The organism is Actinoplanes sp. NPDC020271, assembly GCF_044388125.1.
Lineage (GTDB): Bacteria > Actinomycetota > Actinomycetes > Mycobacteriales > Micromonosporaceae > Actinoplanes.
This window is the reverse complement of record NZ_JBIRWQ010000003.1, coordinates 515,008-538,832: the sequence shown is the minus strand read 5'-3', so window position 1 is coordinate 538,832 and position 23,825 is coordinate 515,008. Positions and strand designations below refer to the sequence as shown.

Sequence of the window (23,825 nt, the reverse complement as noted above, 5' to 3'; positions counted from 1 at the left end):
CGGTATGGTGCAGCCGTGACCGGTGAGAATCCCGTGACTTCGACCTCGGCGCCCCTCGACTGGGGGGTTCGGCTGCTCCATCTGCAAAGCGTGGGGATGGCCGGGCTCACGGCGTACCTGATTGTCCTGGATCTGACCAGTTCTACGGCGAACCTCGGCGTGGCGGCCTCCTTGACCGTGATGGCGGCCCTGGCCGCCGTGGTGATCTTCCTGGTCGCCCGCGCGCTGGGCCGGCGCAAGGTGCGCGCTCGTGGCCCGGCCGTCGTGATCCAGCTGTTCCTGCTGGCCACCGGCGGTTTCCTGGTCCAGGTCGGGCCGCTCTGGCTGGGCGTCGTGCTGCTGGTTCTGGCCGCGGTCACCGCCGTGCTGGTGCTCCTCCCGCAGAGTGGTCGGGCGTTGGGTGTCGATTAGCTGGTTCGGTGTGGCCGATCAGGGCCTAACCTGGACGAGTGACCGGCTCAACGGTGCGCCCGCCCGCCTATCAGCAACTGGCGGACGAGTTACGTGCGGAGATTACTTCGGGACGGCTGCAGCCTGGTGAAAGGCTGCCGCCCGAGCCGGAGTTGTGCGTCAAGATCGGCGTCAGTCGCAGCACGGTGCGCGAGGCGTTACGCCTGCTCGCCAGCCAGCATCTGATCGTCACCACCCGCGGGGTGACCGGCGGGAGTTTCGTCGCGCACCCGGATGCCGGGCAGCTCGCCGATGGGCTCTCGACCGGGTTTGCGCTGCTCACGCACTCGGCCGGGGTCGGTCTCGCCGACCTGCTCGAGCTGCGGCGGGCACTCGAGGTGCCGGCGGCCGGGCTCGCTGCGGGCCGCCGCGCCGAAGCGCATCTCGCGGAGCTGCGCGCGGCGTTCTTCGACCCGGTGATCGACGACTTCGACACGATGCTGTCGGCGCATTCGGCGTTCCACCGAGTGATCGCCAAGGCGACCGGGAATCCGCTGTTCGAGCTGGTCGGGCGGCCGCTTTACCAGGCCTCCTACGGTGAGGAGGTGGTCGCGCACCTGCCGCCGGAATACTGGACGCGGATCGACGCGGATCACCGGGAACTGGTGGATCACCTGGTGGCCCAGGACGCCGACGCGGCGCGACTGGCCGCCGCCCGGCACCTGGACTACATCGCGGTCGCCGCGGGCACGCCCGCCACGGCGGAAGTCGTGACCTAGGCCTTAGTACTCCGTGCGGCGCGTGAGCAGGCGGATCGTCGCGGACTCACCGTTCGCCTCGGCGGAGGCGGACGTGGTCAGCGCGGTCAGCACCTTCCAGGCGAAGGACGACTCGGAGGGCAGCCGGGCCCCGCGCACCGTGGAGACGGTGACCTCGACGGTCAGTGCGTCGTCGGTGACCGCGAAGCGGCACTCCAGTTCCGCGCCGCGGGTCGCGATCGCCAGCAGCATGGCGCAGGCCTCGTCGACGGCGATGCGCAGATCCTCGATCTCGTCGAGGGCGAAGTGCAGGCGGGCCGCCAGGCCGGCGGTGGCCGTCCGGAGCACGCCGAGGTAACCACCGTCGGCGGGAACCGTCAGGAGTACGACGTCGTCTCCGACTTCCGGCTCCACGTGGGTCAGCTGGGTCACCCGCGACCTCCTCCTGTCGGTGGAGACTCTAATCGGTTACACCGAGTTACTGCAGAGGCCGGCGCACTCCCGCGAATGCGCCGGCCGGAGGCACTCAGGCCTGCTTGGTCTCCCAGAAGATCTTGGAGATCTCCTCGATCTTGGCGAGCAGCTGGTCAGCCACGGCGACGTCGACCGAGCCCTTGGCACCGGACGCGCCGGCCAGCTTGGTGGCCTCGTTGAAGAGCTGGTGCAGCTGCGGGTACTTCTCGAAGTGCGGAGCCTTGAAGTAGTCGGTCCACAGCACCCACAGGTGGTGCTTGACCAGCTCGGCGCGCTGCTCCTTGATCAGGATCGCCCGGGTGCGGAACTCGGGGTCCGTGTTCGCCGCGTACTTCTCGGCGATGGCCTTGACCGACTCGGCCTCGATCCGGGCCTGGGCCGGGTCGTAGACGCCACACGGCAGGTCGCAGTGGGCGCTGACCACGGTGCGAGGCATGAGGAAACGCGGAAGTCGCATCAGGACTCCTCCATAGAGTTTGCGATGATCCGGGAGTGACACTACCCCTTACATGCAGGGGCTAACGCGACGGAGGCTTGATGCCTTGAAGTGGCACTTACCACTGTTCGCCGTATTGGTGAGCGGCCCGTCGATGGTGCCCGCCCTGCGCCACGGCGACGCTCTGATCGTCCGTCGCGACGGCCGGGTAAGGACCGGTGACATCGTGGTCGCACGTTTCCGTTCCCGTCCCGGCCTGCTCGTCGTTAAGCGGGCAGTGCGGGAGCAGGACGACGGGTGGTGGATCGAAGGCGACAACGAGTTCGTCCGGGACGACTCACGGGCGTACGGGGTGGCAGATGTCATCGGGCGAGTGTTGTTTCGCTACTACCCCAGCCCAGGGCGGTTACGTTAGTCTCCAGTATCCCCAGCGCACACCCGCGCTGCGGTCGCTTTCCCGGGTGACCCCCGCATCGCACCGCCGCCTGGCGCATACTCGCGACCAGGTCGTGTCAGGTGCCACGTATCAATGTCGATGCCGTGTGGAGTTCACCGTGTCTTTCTTCAGTTTCGAGCTCGATCCTGCCCTTGCCGCCGATCCGGTCTTCGACCTGCACCGCCGGGGCAAGATGACGATGAGCGCGACCGTTCCCCTGGCCAGCCGGGACGACCTGTCCCTGGCGTACACCCCCGGTGTCGCCCGGGTCTGCGAGGCCATCGCCGAGGACGAGTCGCTCTACCCCGACTACACCTGGACGTCGAACACCGTCGCCGTCGTCACCGATGGTTCCGCGGTGCTCGGGCTGGGCAACATCGGACCCAAGGCCGCGATGCCCGTCATGGAGGGCAAGTCGGTCCTGTTCAAGCAGTTCGGCGGGGTCGACTCGATCCCGCTCTGCCTCGACACGCAGGACGTCGAGGGCATCATCGCCACGGTCAAGGCGATGGCACCGTCGTTCGGCGGGATCAACCTGGAGGACATCAGCGCGCCGCGCTGCTTCGAGATCGAGCGCCGGCTCGACGCCGAACTGGACATCCCGGTCTTCCACGACGACCAGCACGGCACCGCGGTCGTCACGCTCGCGGCGCTGCGCAATGCCGCCAAGCTGCTCGGACGTGACTTCGCCGACCTGCGCGTGGTCATCAGCGGGGCCGGCGCGGCCGGGGTCGCCATCACCAACACCCTGATCGCGGCCGGCGTCCAGGGCGCCAACGTGATCGTCGTCGACTCGCGCGGCATCATCCACGCCGAGCGCGGCGACCTGTCCGGGATGAAGGCCGAACTCGGCGCGGTCACCAACATCTCCGGCCGCACCGGTGGCATCGCCGAGGCGCTGATCGGCGCGGACGTCCTGGTCGGCGTCTCCGGCGGCAGCATCCCGGAGGAGGCCCTGGCCGGGATGGCGCCGGGCGCGATCATCTTCGCCCTGGCCAACCCGACGCCCGAGGTCCACCCGACGGTCGCCCACAAATACGCGGCGATCGTCGCCACCGGCCGCAGCGACTTCCCGAACCAGATCAACAACGTGCTCGCGTTCCCCGGCATCTTCCGCGGGGCCCTGGACGTCCGGGCCACGACGATCACCGACGCGATGAAGGTCGCCGCGGCCGACGCCATCGCGGCGATCGTCACCGACGACCTGCGTCCGGAAGCGATCGTCCCGTCGCCCCTCGACCCGCGGGTCGCTCCGGCGGTCGCCACCGCGGTCGCCGACGCCGCGATCCGTGACGGGGTGGCTCGTCGCACTCCGGCGCCGGCGCCGGCCCGCCAGCCCGCCTGACCAGCAGTTCCCGACGCGCCGCCCTGCCGTTCGGTGGGGCGGCGCGCTTTCTTCGAAGATCAACTTCAAGATCTTCATGTCCCCTCTCCGCTGTGGTCCCGATCGTCGCTCCCGCGGGGACCCTTCCGCCCTGAGCAGGGGCGCGGGGCGCCCCTGAACGCTCAGACCGCAAGGGCGACCTCCGTGGGTGGGCACGGTCAGGGCACCACACCGGTCGGCCCGCTCGTGTGGGTTCGCGGATCCTCCCCGCGTGGCGGTCACAGCACACAACCGGTCGGCTCGATCGAGGGGGTCCGCGAATCCTCCACGACGGCAGAAGCGGCGACGTCGATCGACGTGCGGCGCTGGGAGCCGCCGCCGACTAGGGTCGGATCATGCGCGCCGCCTACGCCTCCTCGACCCAGCCCGACGCGCCTCTGAGCGCCCTGACCGTCGGCGACCTGCCGTTCGACCCGCCGGAGGGCTGGGTGCCGGTCGAGGTCCGGGCCAGCTCCCTCAACCAGCACGACGTCTGGTCGCTGCGCGGGGTGGGCCTGCCCGCCGACCGGCTCCCGATGATCCTCGGCTGTGACGCGGCCGGCGTGACCCCGGCCGGCGATCCGGTCCTGGTGTACCCGGTGGTTCCGGACAAGGCCGACCCGCGGGGCTATTCGCTCTTCTCCGAACGGTTCCCGGGCACGCTCGCCGAGCGGGTCGCCGCCCCGCGGGAGAACCTGATCCCGATCCCCGACGGCGTCTCGTTCGCCGAGGCGGCGTGCCTGCCCACCGCCTGGCTGACGGCGTACCACATGCTCGTGACCCGGGGCCGCGCCGCCGACGCGGGTGCCGTTCTGGTCCAGGGCGCCGGCGGCGGGGTCGCCACCGCAGCCGTCGCGATCGGGGTCGCGCTCGGCAAGCGGGTCTACGCCACCAGCCGTGACCAGGCCAAACGCGAGCGGGCCACCGAGCTCGGCGCGGTCGCGGTGGAGCCCGGCGCACGCCTCCCGGAACGCGTCGACGTGGTGATCGAGTCCGTCGGCGAGCCCACCTTCGACCACTCGATGAAGTGCGCGGCCCCCGGCGCCCGCATCGTCGTCTGCGGCGCCACCGGCGGCCACCTGGCCCGGGTCGACCTGCGCCGGGTCTTCGCCATGCAGCTGGAGATCCTCGGCAGCAGCATGGGCACCCCCGCCGAACTCGCCGAACTCCTCCAGATGTGCGCCACCGGCCGGATCCGCCCGGTGATCGACTCCGAGTATCCGTTCGACGCGATCCCGGACGCCTTCGCCCGCCTCGCCTCGGGCGCCCTCTTCGGCAAGGTGGTAATCACCCACTGACGCCGCACACCCCGAGCCCAACTCGTTCCGGCTTCGCCGGCCGCCGGGAGTGCTCGCCCGCTCAGCCGGCGCGGCGGGCTGCTTCCGCCGGATCGAGCAGCCGGCGGCCGGGAGTGCTCGCCCGCTCAGGCGGCGCGGCGGGCTGCTTCCGCCGGATCGAGCAGCCGGCGGCCGGGAGTGCTCGCCCGCTCAGGCGGCCCGAAGGGCTGCTTCCGCCGGATCGAGCAGCCCCTCAGCGCCGGTCGGAGCCGTGCGGTGCTTGAGGGGCCGTGCTCGCGTGGATTCACAGCCGTGAGCGCCGGCTGAGGGCTCGCCGGGCGGGTCGCACATGAGGTCCGTCGGGGTGGGACGGGCTTGGCAGGAGGGTGCGTTATTTGGCTAGGGTCGGGCCCATGTCTGACAACAGCGTCGACCCGAGCGGGAACACCGAGGCGTTCCGGGCGTTCAGCCGGGAGCCGGAGGCCGAAACCGCGGCACCGTCCAAGCTGCCCTACATCATCATCGGCGGCGTGGTGGCGGCCGTGATCGTCATCGCCTTGATCGCCTGGCTCGCTCTGTAGGAACTCCGCGCACCGATCCGCCCGGCCCGCTGCCGTGGGCCGGGCGGCTTGATCCGGTCTAGAGCGAGAGAGCCCGCCGGGCCTCGTGGGCAATCTCCAGCTCCTCCTCGGTGGGGACCACGCACACCGTGACCGCGGCACCGTCCGGGGAGATGATCGAGGCGTTCTTGCGGTTGCGGGCCGGGTCCACCGAGATGCCCAGGGGCTCCAGGCCGGCCAGGGCGGCCAGCCGCACCTCCGGCGAGTTCTCCCCGACGCCGGCGGTGAAGGTGATCGCGTCCAGCCGGCCGAGCACGGCCAGGTAGGAGCCGACGTACTCCTTCAGCCGGCGGATGTAGACGTCGAACGCCAGGGTCGCGTCCGCGTCGCCGGCCGCGCGACGTTCCAGCACCTCGCGCATGTCGTTGGCACCGGCCAGGCCGGCCAGGCCGCCGTGCCGGGTCAGCGACTCCTCGATCTCGTCGAGCGGCAGCCCACCGGCCCGGTGCAGGTGGAAGATCAGGCTCGGGTCGATGTCGCCGGAGCGGGTGCCCATCACCAGGCCGCTGAGCGGGGTCATGCCCATCGACGTGGCCTCGCACCGGCCGCCGCGGACCGCGGAGGCGCTGGCGCCGTTGCCCAGGTGCAGGGTGATCACGTTGGTCTCGGCGGGCGGCTTGCCGAGGAGCCGGGCGGTCTCGCGGGACACGTACGCGTGGGACGTCCCGTGGAATCCGTACCGCCGGAGTCCGTACCGCTGGGAAAGGTCTTTGTCGACCGCCCAGAGCACACCCTCGGCCGGGATCGTCGCGTGGAACGCGGTGTCGAAGACGGCCACCTGCGGCACGTCCGGCAGCAGCTTGCGGGCGACCCGGATGCCGGTCAGCGCGCCCGGGTTGTGCAGCGGCGCCAGCGGGATCAGTTCCTCGACGGCGGTCACGACCTCGTCGGTGACGACGGTGGACTCGGTGAACCGCTCGCCGCCGTGCACGACCCGGTGCCCGACCGCGGCGAGGTCGCTCAGGTCGAGCCGATCCATCAGGTCGCGCAGCGCCGACAGGTGGTCGGCGGCGTCGCCGCCCGACTCGCCGATGCGCTGGACGAGGCCCTTGGCCAGCACCTCGTCGCCGTCGAAGAGCCGGTACCGCACCGATGAGGAGCCGCAGTTGAGCACGAGCACCCGGGTCATTTCGCTCCCGCCTGGATCGCCGTGATCGCCACGGTGTTGATGATGTCCTTGACCGTCGCGCCGCGGGACAGGTCGTTGACCGGGCGGCGCAGGCCTTGCATGACCGGGCCGACCGCGACCGCGTTGGCCGAGCGCTGGACCGCCTTGTACGTGTTGTTCCCCGTGTTCAGGTCGGGGAAGACGAAGACCGTGGCCTGGCCGGCGACGGCGCTGTCGGGCAGCTTGGTGGCGGCCACGGCGGGGTCGATCGCCGCGTCGTACTGAATCGGGCCTTCGACCGGGAGGTCGGGGCGGCGTTCCCGGACGAGGGCGGTGGCGGCCGCGACCTTCTCCACGTCGGCGCCGGCACCGGACTTGCCGGTCGAGTAGGAGAGCATCGCGACGCGCGGCTCGATGCCGAACGCGGCCGCCGTCTTCGCCGAGGAGAGCGCGATGTCGGCGAGCTGGGCCGCGTCCGGGTCGGGGTTGACCGCGCAGTCGCCGTAGACCAGCACCCGGTCGGCGAGCAGCATGAAGAACACGCTGGACGCGACCGAGACCTCGGGCACGGTCTTGATGATCTCGAAGGCGGGCCGGATCGTGGCCGCCGTGGTGTGCACCGAGCCGGAGACCATGCCGTCGGCGTAACCGGAGGCGACCATCATCGTGCCGAAGTAGTTGACGTCGCGGACCACGTCGTAGGCCAGGTCGAGCGTCACCGCCCGGCCCTTGCGCAACTCCGCGTACCGAGCGGCGAAATCGTCGCGCCACGGGCTGGTGGCCGGGTCGATCAGGCGCGCGTCGCCGATCTCGACGCCCAGCTCACGGGCCCGGCGGGTGATCTCGGCCGGGTCCCCGAGCAGGGTCAGGTCGGCCACCCCGCGGCGCAGCAGCGTCTCGGCGGCGCGCAGGATCCGCTCCTCGGAGCCCTCGGGCAGGACCAGGTGTCGGCGGTCGGCGCGGGCCCGGTCGATCAGATCGTTCTCGAACATCAGCGGGGTGACCCGGGCCGACCGGGCGACGTCGAGAACCTTGGAGAGCTCGGCGCTGTCGACGTGCGCCTCGAAGACGCCGAGCGCGGCCTGCACCTTGCGCGGGGTGCTGAGCCGGGCCTGCACGCGGTCGGAGAGGGCGATGGTGTGGAAGCTGTCACCCTTGGTGACCAGCATCGCCAGCCCGGTGCCGAGCCGCTCGATCACCTGGACGACGCGCGGGTCGGGCGGCTCGCCGAGGGTCAGCACGAGACCGGCCAGGGTGACCGTGCCGGCGGCGTGCGCGGCGCTCGCGGCGACCAGCAGGTCGGCCCGGTCGCCCGGAGTGATCAGCAGCGCCCCGTCGGTCAGGTGCTCCAGGACGGTCGGGACGTGCGCGGCGCCGACGACGTAGTCCAGCACGTCGCGGTCGAGCGCGCTCGGGGTGCCGGAGAGCACCGTCGCGTCCAGCGCGTCGGCGACCTCGCCGACGGTGGGCGCCGCGATCGCCGCCACCTCGGGGATCGCCCAGAACGGGACCGGCAGCCCCGGGGCCGGCGTGTCGGCGGCGCCCGGCGGCACCCGGTTGGCGATCACCGCGGCGACCGTGGCGCCGAGGTCGCCGAGCGAGTGGTAGGCACTGCGGGCGGCCGCGGCCAGTGACTCGCCGGTGCGGCCGGCGCCGCTGACCACCGGGATCACCACGCTGCCGAACTCGGTGGCCAGGCGGGCGTTGAAGGCCAGCTCCCGGGGCAGCCCGTCGCGGGCCTCGTCGCCGGACTCGGCGAAATCGCTGCCGATGATCACGACGGAGGTGCTGAGCCGCTCGACCGCGCGATAGCGCTCGACGATCCGGCCGATCAGCTCCTCGCGCCGGCCGTCGGCGATCAGGGCCGACGCCTCGGCCACCGTGACCCCGAACGAGTCGGCCGGCGGAACCGGCCCCTGATAACGCTCACGGAGGGTGGTCAGCAGGTGATCGCGATCGACCGCCGAGACCAGCGGCCGGAACACCGACACCCCGGCGACCTGCCGGGACAACAGCTCGACGATCCCGAGAGCGACCGTGCCCTTACCGACACCCGGGCCCAAGCCCGCTACATAGACACTGCGCGCCACGCCTTCAACCTACCGGCCGGAGATGAACGCCGCCGGGCCGAAGGTCCCGCTTGTGGACAACTTCGGTCCCGGGCTTCCCGGCTGTCTCGAGGGGCGTTCTGCGGAACGGGCAACGCCCCTCAGAAGCAGCCGGGACCTCGCGGCGCGCTTGCGGCCGGGACCGGCCGGTGGCGTCGCGTGGCGGCTGCGGACGGGCGCGTGCTCACGCCGTACGCGCGAAGGGGTTCATTCGTCGTCCTCGTCGTCACGGGCGAGCCAGGTGGCGAACCGCTCGATCGGGGTCTCGAACTCCGGGTTCATGTCGACGAAGGTGCGCAGCTGGTCGGCGAGCCACTCCAGCGTCACGGTCTCCTCGCCGCGTCGCTGGGCCAGCTCCTCGATGCCTCGATCGGTGAAGTACATGCCCGGATCCTAAAAGGGGGCGCCCCGCCGAAGCGGAGCGCCCCCATCAGGCAATCCTTACGGGCGCGGCAGCGACGCCTCGATCAGCGCCTGCTGCTCGGCCTCGTGCATCTTCGCCGAGCCGACCGCCGGGGCGGCCGCCGCCGGGCGGGAGATGCGCCGCAGCCGGACACCCTCCAGGTGCTCCAGCAGGTTGAGCGCGACGAACGACCAGGCACCCTGGTTGGCCGGCTCCTCCTGGACCCAGGCGAAGTCCTCGGCGTTCGGGTACTGCGCGAGGACGGCCTTGAGTTCATCGACGGGCAGCGGGTAGATCTGCTCCATCCGGATGATCGCGGTGTCGGTGATGCCCCGGTCGGCCCGCGCCTGGAACAGGTCGTAGTAGACCTTGCCGGAGCAGAACAGCACCCGCTTCACCGACGTGGCGTCCAGCGCCTGGCCGTTGACCCCGGCGTCGCCGAGGACCGGCTGGAACGCGCCCGTGGTGAAGTCGGCGACCGACGAGACCGCGAGCTTGTGACGCAGCAGCGACTTCGGCGAGAAGACCACCAGCGGCTTGCGCTTGCTGGACAGGGCCTGGCGGCGCAGCAGGTGGAAGTAGTTCGCCGGGGTGGTCGGGTTCGCCACCCGCATGTTGTCCTGCGCGCAGAGCTGCAGGAAGCGCTCCGGACGACCGGACGAGTGGTCCGGCCCCTGGCCCTCCTGGCCGTGCGGGAGCAGCAGCACCAGCGAGGACTTCTGACCCCACTTCACCTCGCCGGACGAGAGGAACTCGTCGACGATCGACTGGGCGCCGTTGACGAAGTCGCCGAACTGGGCCTCCCAGAGGACCAGCGCGTCCGGGTTCTCCACCGAGTACCCGTACTCGAAGCCCATCGCCGCGTACTCGCTGAGCAGCGAGTCGTGCACGAAGAAGCGGGCCGTGCCGGTGGCCAGCGAGGCCAGCGGCAGGAAGTCCTTGCCGGTCTTCGAGTCGACGATCGAGGCGTGCCGCGAGGTGAACGTGCCGCGGCGCGAGTCCTGCCCGGCGAGGCGGACGGTCACGCCCTGGGCGAGCAGCGAGCCGAACGCGATCAGCTCACCGAAGCCCCAGTCGATGCCGCCGTCGGTGGACATCTTGGCGCGCCGGTCGAGCAGCTGCTGGACCCGCTTGTGGGCGGTGAAGCCCTCGGGCAGCTCGATGTGCGCCTGGCCGACCGCGCGGACCGCGTCGGCCGTGATCGCGGACTCGACCTCGGGCTCCGGCTCCTCGGCGATGATGTGCGGCTTGGGCGGGCTGCCGGCCGCGTCCCGGGTGGCCTTGAAGACCTCCTCGAGGCGGGACTGGTAGTCGCGCAGCTGCTCCTCCGCGTCCTGCACGGTGATGTCGCCGCGGCCGATCAGCTCCTCGGTGTAGAGCTTCCGCACGCTGCGCTTCGAGTCGATGATCTGGTACATCCGCGGGTTGGTCATCGACGGGTCGTCGCCCTCGTTGTGACCGCGGCGGCGGTAGCAGATCATGTCGATCACGACGTCCTTGTTGAACGTCTGCCGGTACTCGAAGGCCAGCTTGGCGACCCGCACCACGGCCTCCGGGTCGTCCCCGTTGACGTGGAAGATCGGGGCCTCGACCATGCGGGCGACGTCGGTCGAGTACATCGACGAGCGGCTGTACTCCGGGGCCGTGGTGAAGCCGACCTGGTTGTTGACGACCACGTGGACCGTGCCGCCGGTGCGGTAGCCGCGCAGCTGGGAGAGGTTCAGCGTCTCGGCGACCACGCCCTGGCCGGCGAACGCGGCGTCGCCGTGCACCAGCACCGGGAGCACCGTGTAACCGTGCAGGCCCAGGTCGAGACGGTCCTGCTTGGCGCGGACGATGCCCTCCAGGACCGGGTCGACGGCCTCCAGGTGCGACGGGTTCGCGACCACGCTGACCGTGGTGGAGTGCTGACCGTCGGGCGTCGTGTACTTGCCGGTCTGGCCCAGGTGGTACTTCACGTCGCCGGAGCCGTGCGCCGACTTCGGGTCCATCCACCCTTCGAACTCGTTGAAGAGCTTCTCGTACGGCTTGCCGACGATGTTGGTGAGCACGTTCAGCCGGCCGCGGTGGGCCATGCCGATCACCATCTCGTCCAGCCCCGCCTCGGCCGAGGACTGGAGCACCGCGTCGAGCAGCGGGATCAGCGACTCGCCGCCCTCGAGCGAGAACCGCTTCTGACCCACGTACTTCGTCTGCAGGAACGTCTCGAACGCCTCGGCCCGGTTCAGGCGCAGCAGGATCTGCTTCTGCTCGTCGGTGTCCGGCTTGGCGTACTTGACCTCGATGCGCTCCTGGACCCAGCGGCGCTCCTCCGGGTCCTGGATGTGCATGTACTCGATGCCGATGCGGCGGCAGTAGCTGTCGCGCAGCACACCGAGCACGTCCCGCAGGCGCATCTTCTCCTTGCCGGCGAAGCCGCCGACCGGGAACGTCCGGTCCAGGTCCCACAGGGTCAGGCCGTGCTGGAGCACGTCCAGGTCGGGGTGCTTGCGGATGGTGAACTCGAGCGGGTCGGTGTCGGCCATCAGGTGACCGCGCACCCGGTACGCGTGGATCAGCTCGATCACCCGCGCGGCCTTGTCGATCTGGCCCTCGGAGGTGTGCGCGACGTCCCGCACCCAGCGGACCGGCTCGTACGGAATGCGCAGCGAGGTGAAGATCTCGTCGTAGAAGTCGCGCCCGCCGAGCAGCAGCTCGTGCATCACCTTGAGGAACTCGCCGGACTGCGCGCCCTGGATGACCCGGTGGTCATACGTGCTGGTCAGCGTGGTGACCTTGGAGACGCCGTGGTCGGTCAGGGTCTCGTCGCTCATGCCGGCGTAGGGCGCCGGGTACTCCAGGGAGCCGACGCCGATGATCGCCGACTGCCCGTTCATCAGGCGCGGGATCGAGTGGACCGTGCCGATGCCGCCTGGGTTGGTCAGCGAGATGGTCGTGCCGTTGTAGTCGTCCATGGTCAGCTCGTTGCGGCGGGCGCGGCGGACGATGTCCTCATACGCCTGCCAGAACTGCCGGAAGTCGAGTTGTTCACAGTTCTTGATGGATGGGACGACAAGCGTTCGCGAGCCGTCCTTCTTCGCCAGGTCGATCGCGATGCCGAGGTTCACGTGCTCCGGCTGCACCAGGGTGGGCTTGCCGTCGATCTCGGCGTAGGTGTTGTTCATCTCCGGGTGCGCGACGACCGCGCGGACCAGCGCCCAGCCGATCAGGTGCGTGAAGCTGACCTTGCCGCCCCGCCCGCGGGAGAGGTGGTTGTTGATGACGATGCGGTTGTCGATCATCAGCTTCGCCGGCACCGCGCGCACCGAGGTGGCGGTCGGGACCTGGAGCGAGGCCTCCATGTTCTGCACGATCTTGCCGGCCACGCCGCGCAGGACCGTGGTCTTCGCCCCGGCCGGGGCCGCGGTGGCCGCCGCCGGCTTGGCCACGGCCTTCTCCGCCGGAGCGGCCTTGCCGGGCTCGGGCTTCTTCGCCGGAGTGGGCGGCGTCACCGGCTTGGCCGGCGTCACGGTGGCGGCGGCAGGCGCGTCGGTGCCGGCCTTGGCCGCGCTCTTGGTCGCGTTCGCCGCGGTCGCCTCGTCGGGCGTCACGATCGCGCCCGGTGCGTTCGCCGGTTTGTAGTCCGCGAAGAAATCGTGCCATGCAGGGTCGACGCTGGTCGGATCGGCCAGGTACCGCTGATACATCTCGTCGACGATCCACTCGTTGGGACCGAAATCCGCGAGTGGATTGTCCTGCGAAGTCTGCTGCGTCGACACTGCCGCGTTCGCCTCTTTCACCGTGTTTGTCATCACGTGACTACCTCGTCACGCCTGACGGGCTAGGATCCGGTAACCAGGCTACGCCGTGCGCGAGCGCAGTCCGCCCGGACGTCCGCTCTGTGACGAACCAGGGCTTGCAGACGTCGATCGTGCGTGACGGGAATCTCACGCTGTGCGGATCCAGGTGGCCCGGGCGACCGCCAGGCGCTGCCCGTCCGGTCCGTGCACGGCCGAGTCGACGATCGCCTTGCGACCGGACAGTTCGGCGACCGCGCCGGTCACCACGCACCGGGCGCCCGGCTCCGGCAACCCCTCGACGCCGACCGCGATCCGCCCCAGGACGTAGGTGCTGTCCTCGCGGATGGCGGCCCACCCGCCCGGGCAGTCGAGCGCCGCCCACATCAGCGGCACGCTCACCTCGTCCGGAACGGACCAGGGCGCGGCGGTACGGCCGTCGGGCAGCCGGCCGGGAAAGATGCGCAGCCCGTCGGCCCGGTCGGGACCACAGACGAAACACGTGGGGAACGGGTGCGCGGTGAAGCCGGGGTAGTCGAGCGAGACGTCGGCGGCGGCGTCCCAGGTGACCGGCTCGACGCCCGGACCCGGGTCGCCGGACTCCAGAGTGGCGACGAGGCTCTCCCCGGCGTACGCCGAATCGCCCTTGATCTGGATGTCGGTCTCGAGCGGTGGAGGCAGGCGCAAGGTCACCTGGGAGACCCCCGCGGCGGTGGCCAGGACGCCCGCGCACCATCCGCCGTTCCCGGTGCCGGGAGGGCCGTTGAATCGGGCCGGTATTCGCATCCCCGAACGATCGCACAAGCCGTTCATCCACCGGACACGCAGCGCCACCTGACGCGACACTCCATCGGCAGTTGTCACCCTTACACAGGTCACATGGCAGTTCTGATGACAGCCGCCGCACCCACCGGGACCAGCGGCTACACGCTTCTCATCGCGGACGACGCGGCTCAGGTGAAGGCCGCACAACGACTGCGCCACGACGTCTTCGCCGGCGAGCTCGGGGCGACCCTCACGACCGCGGCCGACGGTCTCGACGTGGACGAGTTCGACGAGTTCTGTGACCACCTGATCGTGCGCGACGACTCCACCGGCGAGGTGGCCGGGACCTACCGGATGCTCCCGCCGCGCGCCGCCGAGCGGGCCGGCCGCCGGTACGCCGACGACGAGTTCGACCTGAGCGCCCTGCGCCCGCTGCGTGACCAGCTGGTGGAGATCGGACGCTCCTGCGTGCACCCGGATCACCGCTCCGGTGCCGTGATGAATCTGATGTGGAGCGGCATCGCCCGTTACCTGCACCTGAACGACCTGCGCTGGCTCGGCGGCTGCGCCTCGGTCCCGCTCGCCGACGGCGGCGTGACGGCGGCCGGGGTCCGCGAGCGGATCAACGGCAAGCATCTGGCCCCGCCGGCGCTGCGGGTGCGCCCGCGCAACCCGTGGACGCCCCCGGCGGGCCTGGTCGCCGACGCCAAGGTCGCGGTCCCGCCGCTGCTCAAGGGTTATCTGCGGGTGGGCAGCTGGGTCTGCGGCGAGCCGTCCTTCGACCCCGCTTTCGACTGTGCCGACTTCTACGTCCTGTTCTCGCTGGACCGGCTCGACCCCCGGTACCGCCGGCACTTCCTGGGAGCCGACCTGTGACCACGCTCAGCACTCTCTGGCAGCCGGCCTCCGGCTGCGGCGACGCGTGCCGCCCCGGTGACGGGCCGCGCGCCCGCACCTGGACCGCCGGGTTCCGCCTCGCCGGGATGGCCCTGGTGATGCTGGCCGGCATCCCGGCGGTGGCCCTGCTGGGCAGCGCCGCCGTCCGCTGGCTGGCCCGCACCCTGCTCGCGGCCCTCGGGGTGAAGCTGGTCCAGCGTGGCCCGGTGCCGCGCCCCGGCAGCCTGCTGGTCGCCAACCACGTCTCCTGGATCGACATCCTGGTGCTGATCGCGGTCTCGCCGGTCCGGCTGGTGGCCAAGCACGACGTGCGGGGATGGCCGGGGATCGGCACGACCGCCGGTCGCAGCGGCACGATCTTCATCGACCGGACCCGGCCGCGACACCTGCCGGCGACGGTCGGTGAGGTGGCCGAGGCGCTGCGGTCCGGGCGGTCGGTGGCGGCGTTCCCCGAGGGCACGACGTTCTGCGGGGCCGAGCACGGGCGCTTCCGGCCCGCGCTGTTCCAGGCGGCGATCGACGCCGGTGCGCCGGTGGTGCCGACCTCGATCAGCTACGACAGCACCGAGGCCGCGTTCATCGGGCAGGACACCCTGGTCGACTCGCTGCTGCGGGTCGCGCGGGTGCGGCGGCTGACGATCACCGTGATCACCGCGCCGGCGTTGCGGCCGATGCCGGGGGCGGATCGCAAGGCGCTGGCCCGGGCGGCCGAGCGCAGCATGGGTGGCCACGGCTACCGGCTGGCTGCGTGAGTGCCGCGGGTTTCCCGGGCCTGAAGTACTCCTCACAGATAATTTTCAGCAAGCCTGCAGCAGGGGTGCAGGGGGCAGGGAAAGAATGGCCGCATGGCCGCTCAGACCCAGCCCAAGCAGAGTGAGGCGAAGTTGCTCGTCGTCGAGGACGACGCGAACATCCTCGAGCTCCTCTCCGCCAGCCTGCGTTTCGCCGGGTTCGACGTCACCACCGCGACCAGCGGCAGCGCCGCGGTCAGCGCGGCCCGCAACGCGGCGCCCGACCTGGTCGTGCTCGACGTCATGCTTCCCGACCTCGACGGCTTCGAGGTCATCCGGCTGATGCGCGAGGGCGGGCAGCGCACCCCGGTGGTCTTCCTGACCGCTCGCGACGGCACCGACGACAAGATCCGCGGCCTCACGCTGGGCGGCGACGACTATGTCACCAAGCCGTTCAGCCTGGAGGAGCTCACCGCCCGGATCCGCGCGGTCCTGCGCCGGACCACGGCCGGTGAGGAGCAGCCGTCCCGGCTGGTCTTCGCCGATCTGGAGCTCGACGAGGAAACCCATGAGGTCTATCGGGCGGGCAGCCGGGTGCAGCTCTCGCCGACCGAGTTCAAGCTCCTGCGCTACCTGATGCTGAATGCGAACCGGGTGCTGTCGAAGGCGCAGATCCTCGACCACGTCTGGAAGTACGACTTCCGCGGTGACGACAACATCGTCGAGTCGTACATCTCCTACCTGCGGCGGAAGGTGGACAACGTCCAGCCGCGCCTGATCCACACTCTCCGCGGCGTGGGCTACGTGCTGCGCAAACCAGCCGTCTAGGCCCGGCTCCCATGACTATCACCGAGCGGGTGCGCGTGTCGCTCCCGCCGCAGGCCAACCTGCGCAAGATCTCCCTGCGGACCAAACTGGTCGCGTCGGTGCTGGTGCTGGTGTTCGCCGCGCTCACCCTGATCAGCTCGGCCAGCACGATCGCCCTGCACACGTATCTGATCTCCCGGCTGGACAACCAGCTCAAGGAGCTCTCCGTCGACGCGATCGGCCTCACCCGCGAGGCGGACGTGGTCCAGGTCTACATGCCGATGGACTACATGATCGCGTTCAGCTCGGTCAGCGGCGTCACCAAGCCGTATGCGAACAGCCGGATGGACCCGAACAGCCTGCCCATCCTGATCACCGGCGCGCAGCGCACGGCCGAGCTCAACGAGCGGACGTACACGACCCGGTCGTATGACGGGAAGTACATGTGGCGCGTCCGGATCGACGTGCTGAAGAACGGCACGGTGATGTCCGTCGGCGAGCGGATGGCCGGCGTCGACGCGGTGATCGCCCGGCTGGTCTGGGTGGACGTGCTGGTCGGGGTCGGCGTGCTGCTGGCCCTCGCGATCGTCGGCGCCGCCCTGGTCCGGCAGAGCCTGGTCCCGCTGCTGCAGATCGAGCGCACGGCCGGCCGGATCGCCGCCGGCGACTACAGCCAGCGAGTGCCCGACCCGGAGGTGGACGGCGGCGAGCCGACCACCGAGCTGGGCCGGCTCTCCACCGCGCTGAACTCGATGCTCGCCCAGATCGAGATGGCCTTCCTCGCCCGCGCCGCCTCCGAGCAGCAGGCCAAGGCCGCCGCCGAGTCGGCTCAGCTCTCCGAGGGCCGGGCCGTGCGCTCGGAGGAGAAGATGCGGCAGTTCGTCGCGGACGCCTCGCACGAGTTGCGGACGCCGCTGACCACGATCCGCGGCTTCGCCGAGCTCTACCGGCAGGGCGCGGTCTCCGACCCGGACGCGGTGGCCCGGCTGGTGCGGCGCATCGAGGACGAGGCCGCCAGGATGGGCCTGCTCGTCGAGGACCTGCTGCTGCTCGCCCGGCTCGACCGGGAACGACCGCTGAACCTGGCCCCGGTGGAACTGCCCGTCCTCGCGATGGACGCCGTGCAGGCCGCCCGGGCGACCGCTCCGGATCGCACGATCGAGCTGGACATCCACGACGATCAGGAGCGGTTGGTGGCGTACGGGGATGATGCTCGTCTCCGCCAGGTCATCGGCAACCTGATGACCAACGCGCTGGTCCACACCCCGCCCGAGGCGACGGTGACGCTACGGTTGCACGCCGGCGGGGAGAACGAGGCCGTGGTCGAGGTGTCCGACACCGGCCCGGGCCTCGCCGAGGAGCAACGGGCGCGCGTCTTCGAGCGCTTCTACCGCGCCGACGGCGCACGGACCAGGAACACCGATCGCGAAGCCACCGGGACCGGTCTCGGGCTGGCCATCGTGGCGGCCATCGTGCGGTCCCACAACGGATCCGTCGATGTGCTGAGCGAGCCCGGCCGGGGAGCGACGTTCCGGGTGATCCTGCCGACCATAAATGTGGATAAAGGGTTCACAGAAAACATCCAGGACTAGCACAGTTCGGTACGAGTCGCACGGGGCAGAGTAAGGAACATGAACGAGAACGAGACCGACCCGCGGCCCGCGGACGCCGTCGCTGACAACAGCACGGAGCGGGTGGAGTCTGAGCAGCCGACTGCGGTGCAGCCGCCTGCCGGCCCGCAGTTCGCCGCTCACCAGTCCGCGGCCCCCACGCAGCCCCACAACCCGTGGGCCCAGCACGCCCAGCCGGCGCAGCAGCAGCCGGCCGCTCCCCAGCCGCCGCAGGCGCCCCAGTCGCCCTGGCAGCAGCCCCAGGCGCCGGTCTCGGCCACGCCGGCCCCCGCCAACCCCTATGCGGGCTATCCGCAGTACGGGCAGCAGTTCGGGCAGCAGCCCGGCTACCACCCCGGCTGGCACCAGCCCGGCACCACGCAGACGCCGACCGCCGAGGGTGGCTGGCAGCAGAACACCACGCCCGAGGGCGTCGTCCCGGTCTGGGCCCAGGGCCCGGGCAACGAGCCGCCGCGCAACGGCCGGGGCCGCAAGTTCATCCTGGCCGGCGCCGCGGCCGTGCTGATCGCGCTGCTCTCCGGCGGGGTCGGCGCCGCCACCGCACTGGCGGTGCACGACGACGGCACCACCGCCTCGGTGAAGTCGGGCAACACCGCGGTCAGCCGGGTGGTGGACCGGTCGTCGCTGGCCCAGATCGCCTCCGCCGTGCAGGACAGCGTCGTCTCGATCACCACGCAGACCGGTGAGGGCTCCGGCGTGGTCCTCAGCGCCGACGGCTACATCGTGACCAACAACCACGTGGTCGCGACGGCCACCGGCAACAGCGTCAACATCATCTTCGCGGACGGGAAGAAGGCCACCGCGACCATCGTCGGCACCGACCCGCGGACCGACCTGGCCGTGGTGAAGGCGACCGGGGTCTCCGGCCTCAAGGCCGCCACCTTCGGTGACAGCTCGCAGATGCAGGTCGGCGACACCGTGCTCGCGCTCGGCAGCCCGCTCGGCCTGGAGGGCTCGGTCACCGCCGGCATCATCAGCGCGAAGGACCGCACGATCGAGTCCAGCAGCGAGGAGCAGCAGCAGGGGCAGGGCTCCGACCCGTTCGGCCAGTCCCAGCAGCAGCAACAACAACAGCAGTCGAGCAGCACCACGATGACCGGCCTGCTGCAGACCGACGCCCCGATCAACCCGGGTAACTCCGGCGGCGCGCTGGTGAACGTGAACGGTGAGGTGATCGGCATCAACTCGGCGATCGCCACCTCCGGCTCCGGCTCCGGCAACATCGGCCTGGGCTTCGCGATCCCCAGCAACAAGGCGAAGACCGTCGCCGAGGCCCTGATGTCCGGCAAGAAGGTCAGCCACCCGGCGCTCGGCGTCAGCGTCACCACCGCGGAGAACGGCGGGGCCCTGGTCAGCCAGGTCACGGCGAGCAGCGCGGCCGGCAAGGCCGGGATCCAGCAGGGTGACGTGATCACCAAGGTCGACGGCAAGGACATCAGCGAGTCCGACGACCTGGTGGCCGCGGTCCAGGGCGGCACGGTCGGGCAGAAGATGAGCATCACCTTCACGCGTAACGGGGCGGAGAAGCAGGTCGACGTGACCCTGCAGGAGTCCCAGTAAGGCTTTGATTCCTTTCGCTGCGGCGGGTGACGTGACCAGGGGTGGGCACGTCACCCGCCGTATTCCTATCTATGCCGCTATTCAGGACCTTCACGACGAACGGGCAATTTTTGCCGTCGGGGGCTCGCGTTTGATGAGGGGACCTTCTAATCTCTGACCGCCACCGCGGCGGAGTGAGAGGCCCTGCAAGTTGACGTACGTCGAGACCCGGACCAACGTCTGGGAAGCACTGGCCGGCCGGGCCTCGGGCGCTGAGTCCGGCCCCGCCGACTCCGGCCTCTGGCACGCCGTCGCCGACCGGCTCGACCCGGCTCGCGCCCGCCCCGAGCTGCGCGGCGGGATCGAGGTCCGGCACCGTGCCACGGTCCGCGGCGGGCGGTACGTGATGCTCCGCTCGCCCGACGACGGCGGCCGCACCTGCTACCTCCGGCTCAGCCCGGAGGAGTACCAGCTGGCCCTGATGATGGACGGCACCTGCACGGTGGCCCGCCTGGTCGCCGAGTTCGCCCGGATCGCCGGGCGGCTCGCCCCGGACCAGGTCCGCCGGATCGTCGCCGACCTGGCCGGCAACCGGATGCTGCAGGACCTGCCCGGGGACGCGTTCCGGCCGCTGCGCGAGCTGAACCGGGAGCCGTCGGCGAAGCCGGCCACCCGCGGGCGCCGGGCACTGTCGGTCCCGGTCGACGGCGCGCTCACCGGGTTCTACAACAGCGTCGGCAAGCTGCTCTTCACCCGTCCCGCGGTCTGGCTCGGCACCCTGCTGACGGTGGCCGGCGCGGTCCTGTTCGTGTTCAGCTGGCAGCGCGGCAGCCATGCGCTGTTCCTCGCCGGCGACTCGTACCTGCTCGGGGCCGTGTCCCTGCTGCTGCTCAACCTGGTGGCGCTGGGGCTGCACGAGTTCGGTCACGCGCTGGCCGCGAAACGGGTCGGCCGGGAGGTGCCGTCGGCCGGGCTGATGCTGCACTTCGGCCTGCCCACGATCTTCGTCGACACCAGCGACGTCTGGATGGCCGGCCGGCGCGCCCGGATGGCGGTGACCGCGGCCGGCCCGGCCACCGGCCTCGCCATGGCCGGGTTGTTCCAGCTGATCGGCCTGGCCGTGCCGGCCGCCGGCGGCGTGGCGTTCAAGCTGGCGTTCCTGTTCTACCTGCACACGTTCTTCAACCTGAGCCCGCTGCTGCCGCTGGACGGGCAGTACCTGCTGATGGACTGGCTGGAGATCCCCGACCTGCGGGCCCGCGGCCTGGCCTGGCTCGGCGGCCGGTGGCGCCGCCGGGGCCCGCGCTGGTCGGCGTTGGACCGGGAGGGCCGGCTGATCGCCCTGTACGGCCTGCTCGCCCTCTTCTGGCTGGCCACGGCCGTGGCGCTGGGCTACCGGCTGTGGACCGACCGGGTGTCCGGCCTGGTGCTGGGCCTGTGGTTCGAGGGCGTCACCGCCCGTCTCCTGCTCGCCGTGATGGTTCTGGGCCTGGTCGCTCCGCCGCTCTACTTCCTGCTCGGTCGTTTCGTGACGGGCTGGCGCCGGTGGCGCCGCCGCGCCGCGCAACGCGACCAGGAGATCGACATGCCGAACCGGCTGGCCGCCCTCTACGCCTCCGACCTGGGCGGGCTGCCCGAGCCGGCCCTGCAGTCGCTGGCCGCCCGCGCCACCTGGGAGCACCCCCGCCTGGGCCGCCACCTGGTGCTGGCCGGCGAGCCGCAGGACGCGATCTACGTGGTGGTCGAGGGCGCCCTGCACGGCCGTCGCCCCGGCGACCCGGGCGGCACCATCCGGCACCACGCCGGCCCGGGCAGCGTGGTCGGCCTGGCCGCCGTGCTCACCGGCCGCAACGCCGCCCTGGACTGGCACGCCGCGGCCGGCGCGGCCGTGCTGACCGTGCCCGCCTCCACGGTCGCCACCGTGGTCGGCCCGTTGCCCGGCCCGCCGCCGCGGGAGCGGGCCGAGGCCGAGGCGCTCTTCGCCGACACCCCGGCGCTGGCCGGCCTGGAGGAGGATCAGCAGCTCGCGCTGATCGCCGCCGCGCACCCGGCCGACCTCGAGCCGGGCGCCCCGGTGATGCTGCACGGCCCGACCCACGCGGTCGTGGTCGAGTCCGGCGTGATCGCCATGCCGGACGGTGTCGAGTTGCGCCGCGGCACGCTGGTCGGCCCGGTCGGCGACGGCACCCCGGGCATGGTGGCGCAGACGCGTACGCCGGTCCGCCTCTGGGTCATCCCGGACGCGTCCGACCTGCCGCCGCTGATCGGCCGCCAGGCCCGTCCGGGCGCGCCGATGCCGAGCCTGCGCCCGGGCAGCCCACTCGCGGTCCGGCCCGGTGCCGGGCATCCGCCGCTGGCCGTCCCGCCCGGTCCGCCGGACACGGACGAGGAGTTCGACATCGACCGCCATTTCGAGAAGCGGATGTGGGCGTTCGTCGGCCTGCTGCTGGTCGTCGTGCTCGGTGGTCTCACCCTGGACTTCAGCGCCGGCCCGGCCTGGGCCGAGATGCCCGCCGAGAAGGCGCTGCTCACGGTCGACTCGGGCAGCGCCGCGGTGCAGCGCGGTGGTGCGAAGGACACGCTGGCCACCGGTGTCCGGCGCTACCTGGCCACCGGCACGCAGGTCGAGGTGTCGAAGAAGGGTCGCGCCTGGCTCACCTTCCCCGGCGGCGGCGCACTGCTGGTGTGCCCCGGCGCCCGGCTCACGCTGGACACTGCCACGGTGACCAATGGGCGGGAGGCGGCACCGACCGGCAAGGTCAGCCTCGCCGCCGGCCGGGTGCTGGCCGACACGACCGGCACCAGCAGGGCGTTCCGGCCGCTGAGCCTGACCGTCGGCCGCGCCCAGGGCGATGTGGTGAGCACGGGCACGGCGTGGTTCTGGGCCGAGCCCGAGGCGGTCTCGGTGGCGACCGGCACGGTGACCGCCGGCGGCGTGGCCGGCAAACCCGTCGGCGGGGAGCTGAGCTGTGCGGACGGTGCCAAGGTGCCCCAGCCGTCGACGACCACCGAGGGCGGGGAGCCGTCGGAGGAACCGTTCCCGTCGCAGCCGGTCGCGCCGGTGCCCAGTGTCTCGCCGAGCGCGGTGGTGAGCTCCGGCAGCGCGAGCCCGTCCGCGTCGGCCTCCTCGAGCGCCAGCGCCAGTGCCAGTGCCAGCCCGAGGCCGACCCTGACCACTGTTCCGCCGAGCCGGACGCCGACGAAGGCGCCGACGTCGAAGCCGACCGGTAAACCGTCGTCGTCGGCGCCGAGCAGTCCGGCGTCGGCCTCAGCCAGCAGTGCGCCGTCGAGTTCGCCGTCCACGTCGTCGTCGGCGGCCGGGGGAGGAACGACCGACTAGATGCTGTGCTGGTTCTGCGCCGAGGCGGCCCGGGCCACCTGCCGTCTCTGCGGGCGGGGCGTGTGCGTCGAGCATGCGCGCTTCGGCCCGTACGTCCTGGAGATCAGTCGATCGTCGGTCCGGGACCGGGCCGAGGCGCTGGTGGTGGAGGACGCCGTCCAGTGCGGGGTCTGCCGTCCTCGCCCGCAGCCCGTCCCGATACCCGAACTCGACTAACGGTTCACGTACGGCGCGACCGCGTTCTCCAGCGCCGCCCGCAGCACCGATTTCGGCCGCGCCCCGACGATCGACGAGGTCACCACCCCGCCCGAGAAGAACAGCAGCGTCGGCATGGCCAGCACCCGGTAGTTCCGGGCGGCGACCGGGTTCTCGTCGGCGTCCAGCGTCCCGATCGTCAGCCGCCCGTCGAACTCGGGCGCCAGCTCGGCGAGCACTCGTGACATCGGGCCGCAGGGCGGGCACCAGGTTGCCCAGAAGTCGACGACCACCGGCTGCGGGGCCCGCAGGACCAGTTCGTCGAAGGTGGCGTCGGTGAGGGTGATCAGAGTGTTCTCCGGCATGGGTTCTCCAATGCTTGGCCGAGCTGGTCGTGCAGCCGCTCGCGGATCTCGGTGAGCTGCCCGAGGTAGTCGTCGACCTCGGCGATCCGGCGACGCAGCACCGCGACCGCGTCGGGGCAGACGTGACCGGCGCTGTTGCCGGCCCGCAGGCAGTCGACGAAGGGCCGGATGTCGTCGAGCCCGAACCCGGCCGCCAGCCGGGTGCGGATCTCGTGCACGACGCGCAGCTCGGCGTCGTCGTACTGCCGGTAGCCGTTGGCGTCCCGGCGGGCGCGGACGAGCCCGTGCTGCTCGTAGTACCGCAGCGTGCGCGGGCTGGTCCCGGCCAGTTCGGCGAGCTCCCCGATCAGCATGCCGCCGACGCTACGGCTTGACACCGGCGTCAAGGCAAGACCGCGGGACCGCG

The 23,825-nt window shown here is 71.3% G+C and carries 22 protein-coding genes; 13 read left to right on the top strand and 9 right to left on the bottom strand.

The window, feature by feature from the left end; genetic code table 11:
* The first annotated feature begins 33 nt into the window (after positions 1-33).
* Positions 34-411, top strand: a complete 378-nt coding sequence (locus ACH442_RS09785; RefSeq protein WP_396337523.1) for a hypothetical protein — start codon at positions 34-36, stop codon at positions 409-411.
* Between the two features lie 38 nt (positions 412-449).
* The gene (locus tag ACH442_RS09780) at positions 450-1,169 is read left to right on the top strand and encodes a FadR/GntR family transcriptional regulator (RefSeq protein ID WP_396337522.1); all 720 of its coding nucleotides are present in this window, start codon (positions 450-452) and stop codon (positions 1,167-1,169) included.
* Between the two features lie 3 nt (positions 1,170-1,172).
* Here ACH442_RS09780 and ACH442_RS09775 read toward each other — a convergent pair whose 3' ends face one another.
* The gene (locus tag ACH442_RS09775) at positions 1,173-1,580 is read right to left on the bottom strand and encodes an ATP-binding protein (protein WP_396337521.1); all 408 of its coding nucleotides are present in this window, start codon (positions 1,578-1,580) and stop codon (positions 1,173-1,175) included.
* Positions 1,581-1,674: 94 nt separating this feature from the next.
* Entirely contained in the window at positions 1,675-2,079 is a 405-nt protein-coding gene (gene sodN / locus ACH442_RS09770; RefSeq protein ID WP_396337520.1) for a superoxide dismutase, Ni, read from the bottom strand.
* 85 nt (positions 2,080-2,164) lie between these two features.
* On the opposite strand from sodN, the gene ACH442_RS09765 reads away from it, so the two are divergent.
* The 4 genes from ACH442_RS09765 (at position 2,165) to ACH442_RS09750 (ending at position 5,715) form a co-directional block, all read left to right on the top strand.
* Positions 2,165-2,473: a S26 family signal peptidase gene (locus ACH442_RS09765; RefSeq protein ID WP_396337519.1), complete on the top strand. Its 309-nt coding sequence runs from the start codon at positions 2,165-2,167 to the stop codon at positions 2,471-2,473.
* 214 nt (positions 2,474-2,687) lie between these two features.
* Positions 2,688-3,839 carry an NADP-dependent malic enzyme gene (locus ACH442_RS09760; RefSeq protein ID WP_396337613.1) on the top strand — a complete coding sequence of 384 codons (1,152 nt, stop codon included), beginning with the start codon at positions 2,688-2,690 and terminating at the stop codon, positions 3,837-3,839.
* 374 nt (positions 3,840-4,213) lie between these two features.
* Positions 4,214-5,155, top strand: a complete 942-nt coding sequence (locus tag ACH442_RS09755) for a zinc-binding dehydrogenase (RefSeq protein WP_396337518.1) — start codon at positions 4,214-4,216, stop codon at positions 5,153-5,155.
* 392 nt (positions 5,156-5,547) lie between these two features.
* On the top strand, positions 5,548-5,715 hold the full coding sequence (locus tag ACH442_RS09750; RefSeq protein ID WP_396337517.1) for a hypothetical protein: 168 nt from the start codon (positions 5,548-5,550) through the stop codon (positions 5,713-5,715).
* A 58-nt stretch (positions 5,716-5,773) separates the two neighbouring features.
* Here the strand turns inward: ACH442_RS09750 and ACH442_RS09745 are convergent, their stop codons facing one another.
* The 5 genes from ACH442_RS09745 to ACH442_RS09725 form a co-directional block, all read right to left on the bottom strand.
* A complete protein-coding gene (locus tag ACH442_RS09745) occupies positions 5,774-6,883 on the bottom strand; it encodes an acetate/propionate family kinase (protein WP_396337516.1) in 1,110 nt (369 codons plus the stop codon).
* Positions 6,880-8,952 (bottom strand): phosphate acetyltransferase, encoded by a 2,073-nt coding sequence (pta, locus tag ACH442_RS09740; RefSeq protein ID WP_396337515.1) that lies wholly within the window; start codon positions 8,950-8,952, stop codon positions 6,880-6,882. Before pta ends, ACH442_RS09745 begins: the two co-directional genes overlap by 4 nt.
* A 225-nt stretch (positions 8,953-9,177) precedes the next feature.
* A complete protein-coding gene (locus tag ACH442_RS09735) occupies positions 9,178-9,354 on the bottom strand; it encodes a DUF6104 family protein (protein WP_396337514.1) in 177 nt (58 codons plus the stop codon).
* A 57-nt stretch (positions 9,355-9,411) separates the two neighbouring features.
* Positions 9,412-13,131, bottom strand: a complete 3,720-nt coding sequence (locus ACH442_RS09730; protein ID WP_396337612.1) for a multifunctional oxoglutarate decarboxylase/oxoglutarate dehydrogenase thiamine pyrophosphate-binding subunit/dihydrolipoyllysine-residue succinyltransferase subunit — start codon at positions 13,129-13,131, stop codon at positions 9,412-9,414.
* Positions 13,132-13,299: 168 nt separating this feature from the next.
* The gene (locus tag ACH442_RS09725; protein WP_396337513.1) at positions 13,300-13,935 is read right to left on the bottom strand and encodes a hypothetical protein; all 636 of its coding nucleotides are present in this window, start codon (positions 13,933-13,935) and stop codon (positions 13,300-13,302) included.
* A gap of 93 nt (positions 13,936-14,028) precedes the next feature.
* On the opposite strand from ACH442_RS09725, the gene ACH442_RS09720 reads away from it, so the two are divergent.
* From ACH442_RS09720 to ACH442_RS09690, 7 genes are all read left to right on the top strand, one after another.
* Positions 14,029-14,790, top strand: coding sequence for a GNAT family N-acetyltransferase (locus tag ACH442_RS09720; RefSeq protein WP_396337512.1), 762 nt, complete (start codon positions 14,029-14,031; stop codon positions 14,788-14,790).
* The gene (locus ACH442_RS09715; RefSeq protein ID WP_396337511.1) at positions 14,787-15,563 is read left to right on the top strand and encodes a lysophospholipid acyltransferase family protein; all 777 of its coding nucleotides are present in this window, start codon (positions 14,787-14,789) and stop codon (positions 15,561-15,563) included. Before ACH442_RS09720 ends, ACH442_RS09715 begins: the two co-directional genes overlap by 4 nt.
* A gap of 93 nt (positions 15,564-15,656) precedes the next feature.
* On the top strand, positions 15,657-16,370 hold the full coding sequence (locus ACH442_RS09710) for a response regulator transcription factor (protein WP_396337510.1): 714 nt from the start codon (positions 15,657-15,659) through the stop codon (positions 16,368-16,370).
* 11 nt (positions 16,371-16,381) lie between these two features.
* Positions 16,382-17,941: a sensor histidine kinase gene (locus ACH442_RS09705; RefSeq protein WP_396337509.1), complete on the top strand. Its 1,560-nt coding sequence runs from the start codon at positions 16,382-16,384 to the stop codon at positions 17,939-17,941.
* A gap of 39 nt (positions 17,942-17,980) precedes the next feature.
* On the top strand, positions 17,981-19,540 hold the full coding sequence (locus ACH442_RS09700; RefSeq protein ID WP_396337508.1) for a S1C family serine protease: 1,560 nt from the start codon (positions 17,981-17,983) through the stop codon (positions 19,538-19,540).
* 190 nt (positions 19,541-19,730) lie between these two features.
* Positions 19,731-22,859: a cyclic nucleotide-binding protein gene (locus ACH442_RS09695; RefSeq protein ID WP_396337507.1), complete on the top strand. Its 3,129-nt coding sequence runs from the start codon at positions 19,731-19,733 to the stop codon at positions 22,857-22,859.
* The gene (locus tag ACH442_RS09690; protein ID WP_396337506.1) at positions 22,860-23,075 is read left to right on the top strand and encodes a hypothetical protein; all 216 of its coding nucleotides are present in this window, start codon (positions 22,860-22,862) and stop codon (positions 23,073-23,075) included.
* Here ACH442_RS09690 and ACH442_RS09685 read toward each other — a convergent pair.
* The gene (locus tag ACH442_RS09685; RefSeq protein ID WP_396337505.1) at positions 23,072-23,419 is read right to left on the bottom strand and encodes a thioredoxin family protein; all 348 of its coding nucleotides are present in this window, start codon (positions 23,417-23,419) and stop codon (positions 23,072-23,074) included. The two genes, ACH442_RS09690 and ACH442_RS09685, sit on opposite strands and share 4 nt — an antisense overlap.
* Positions 23,401-23,772 (bottom strand): MerR family transcriptional regulator, encoded by a 372-nt coding sequence (locus ACH442_RS09680; protein ID WP_396337504.1) that lies wholly within the window; start codon positions 23,770-23,772, stop codon positions 23,401-23,403. Before ACH442_RS09680 ends, ACH442_RS09685 begins: the two co-directional genes overlap by 19 nt.
* Positions 23,773-23,825: the final 53 nt, after the last annotated feature.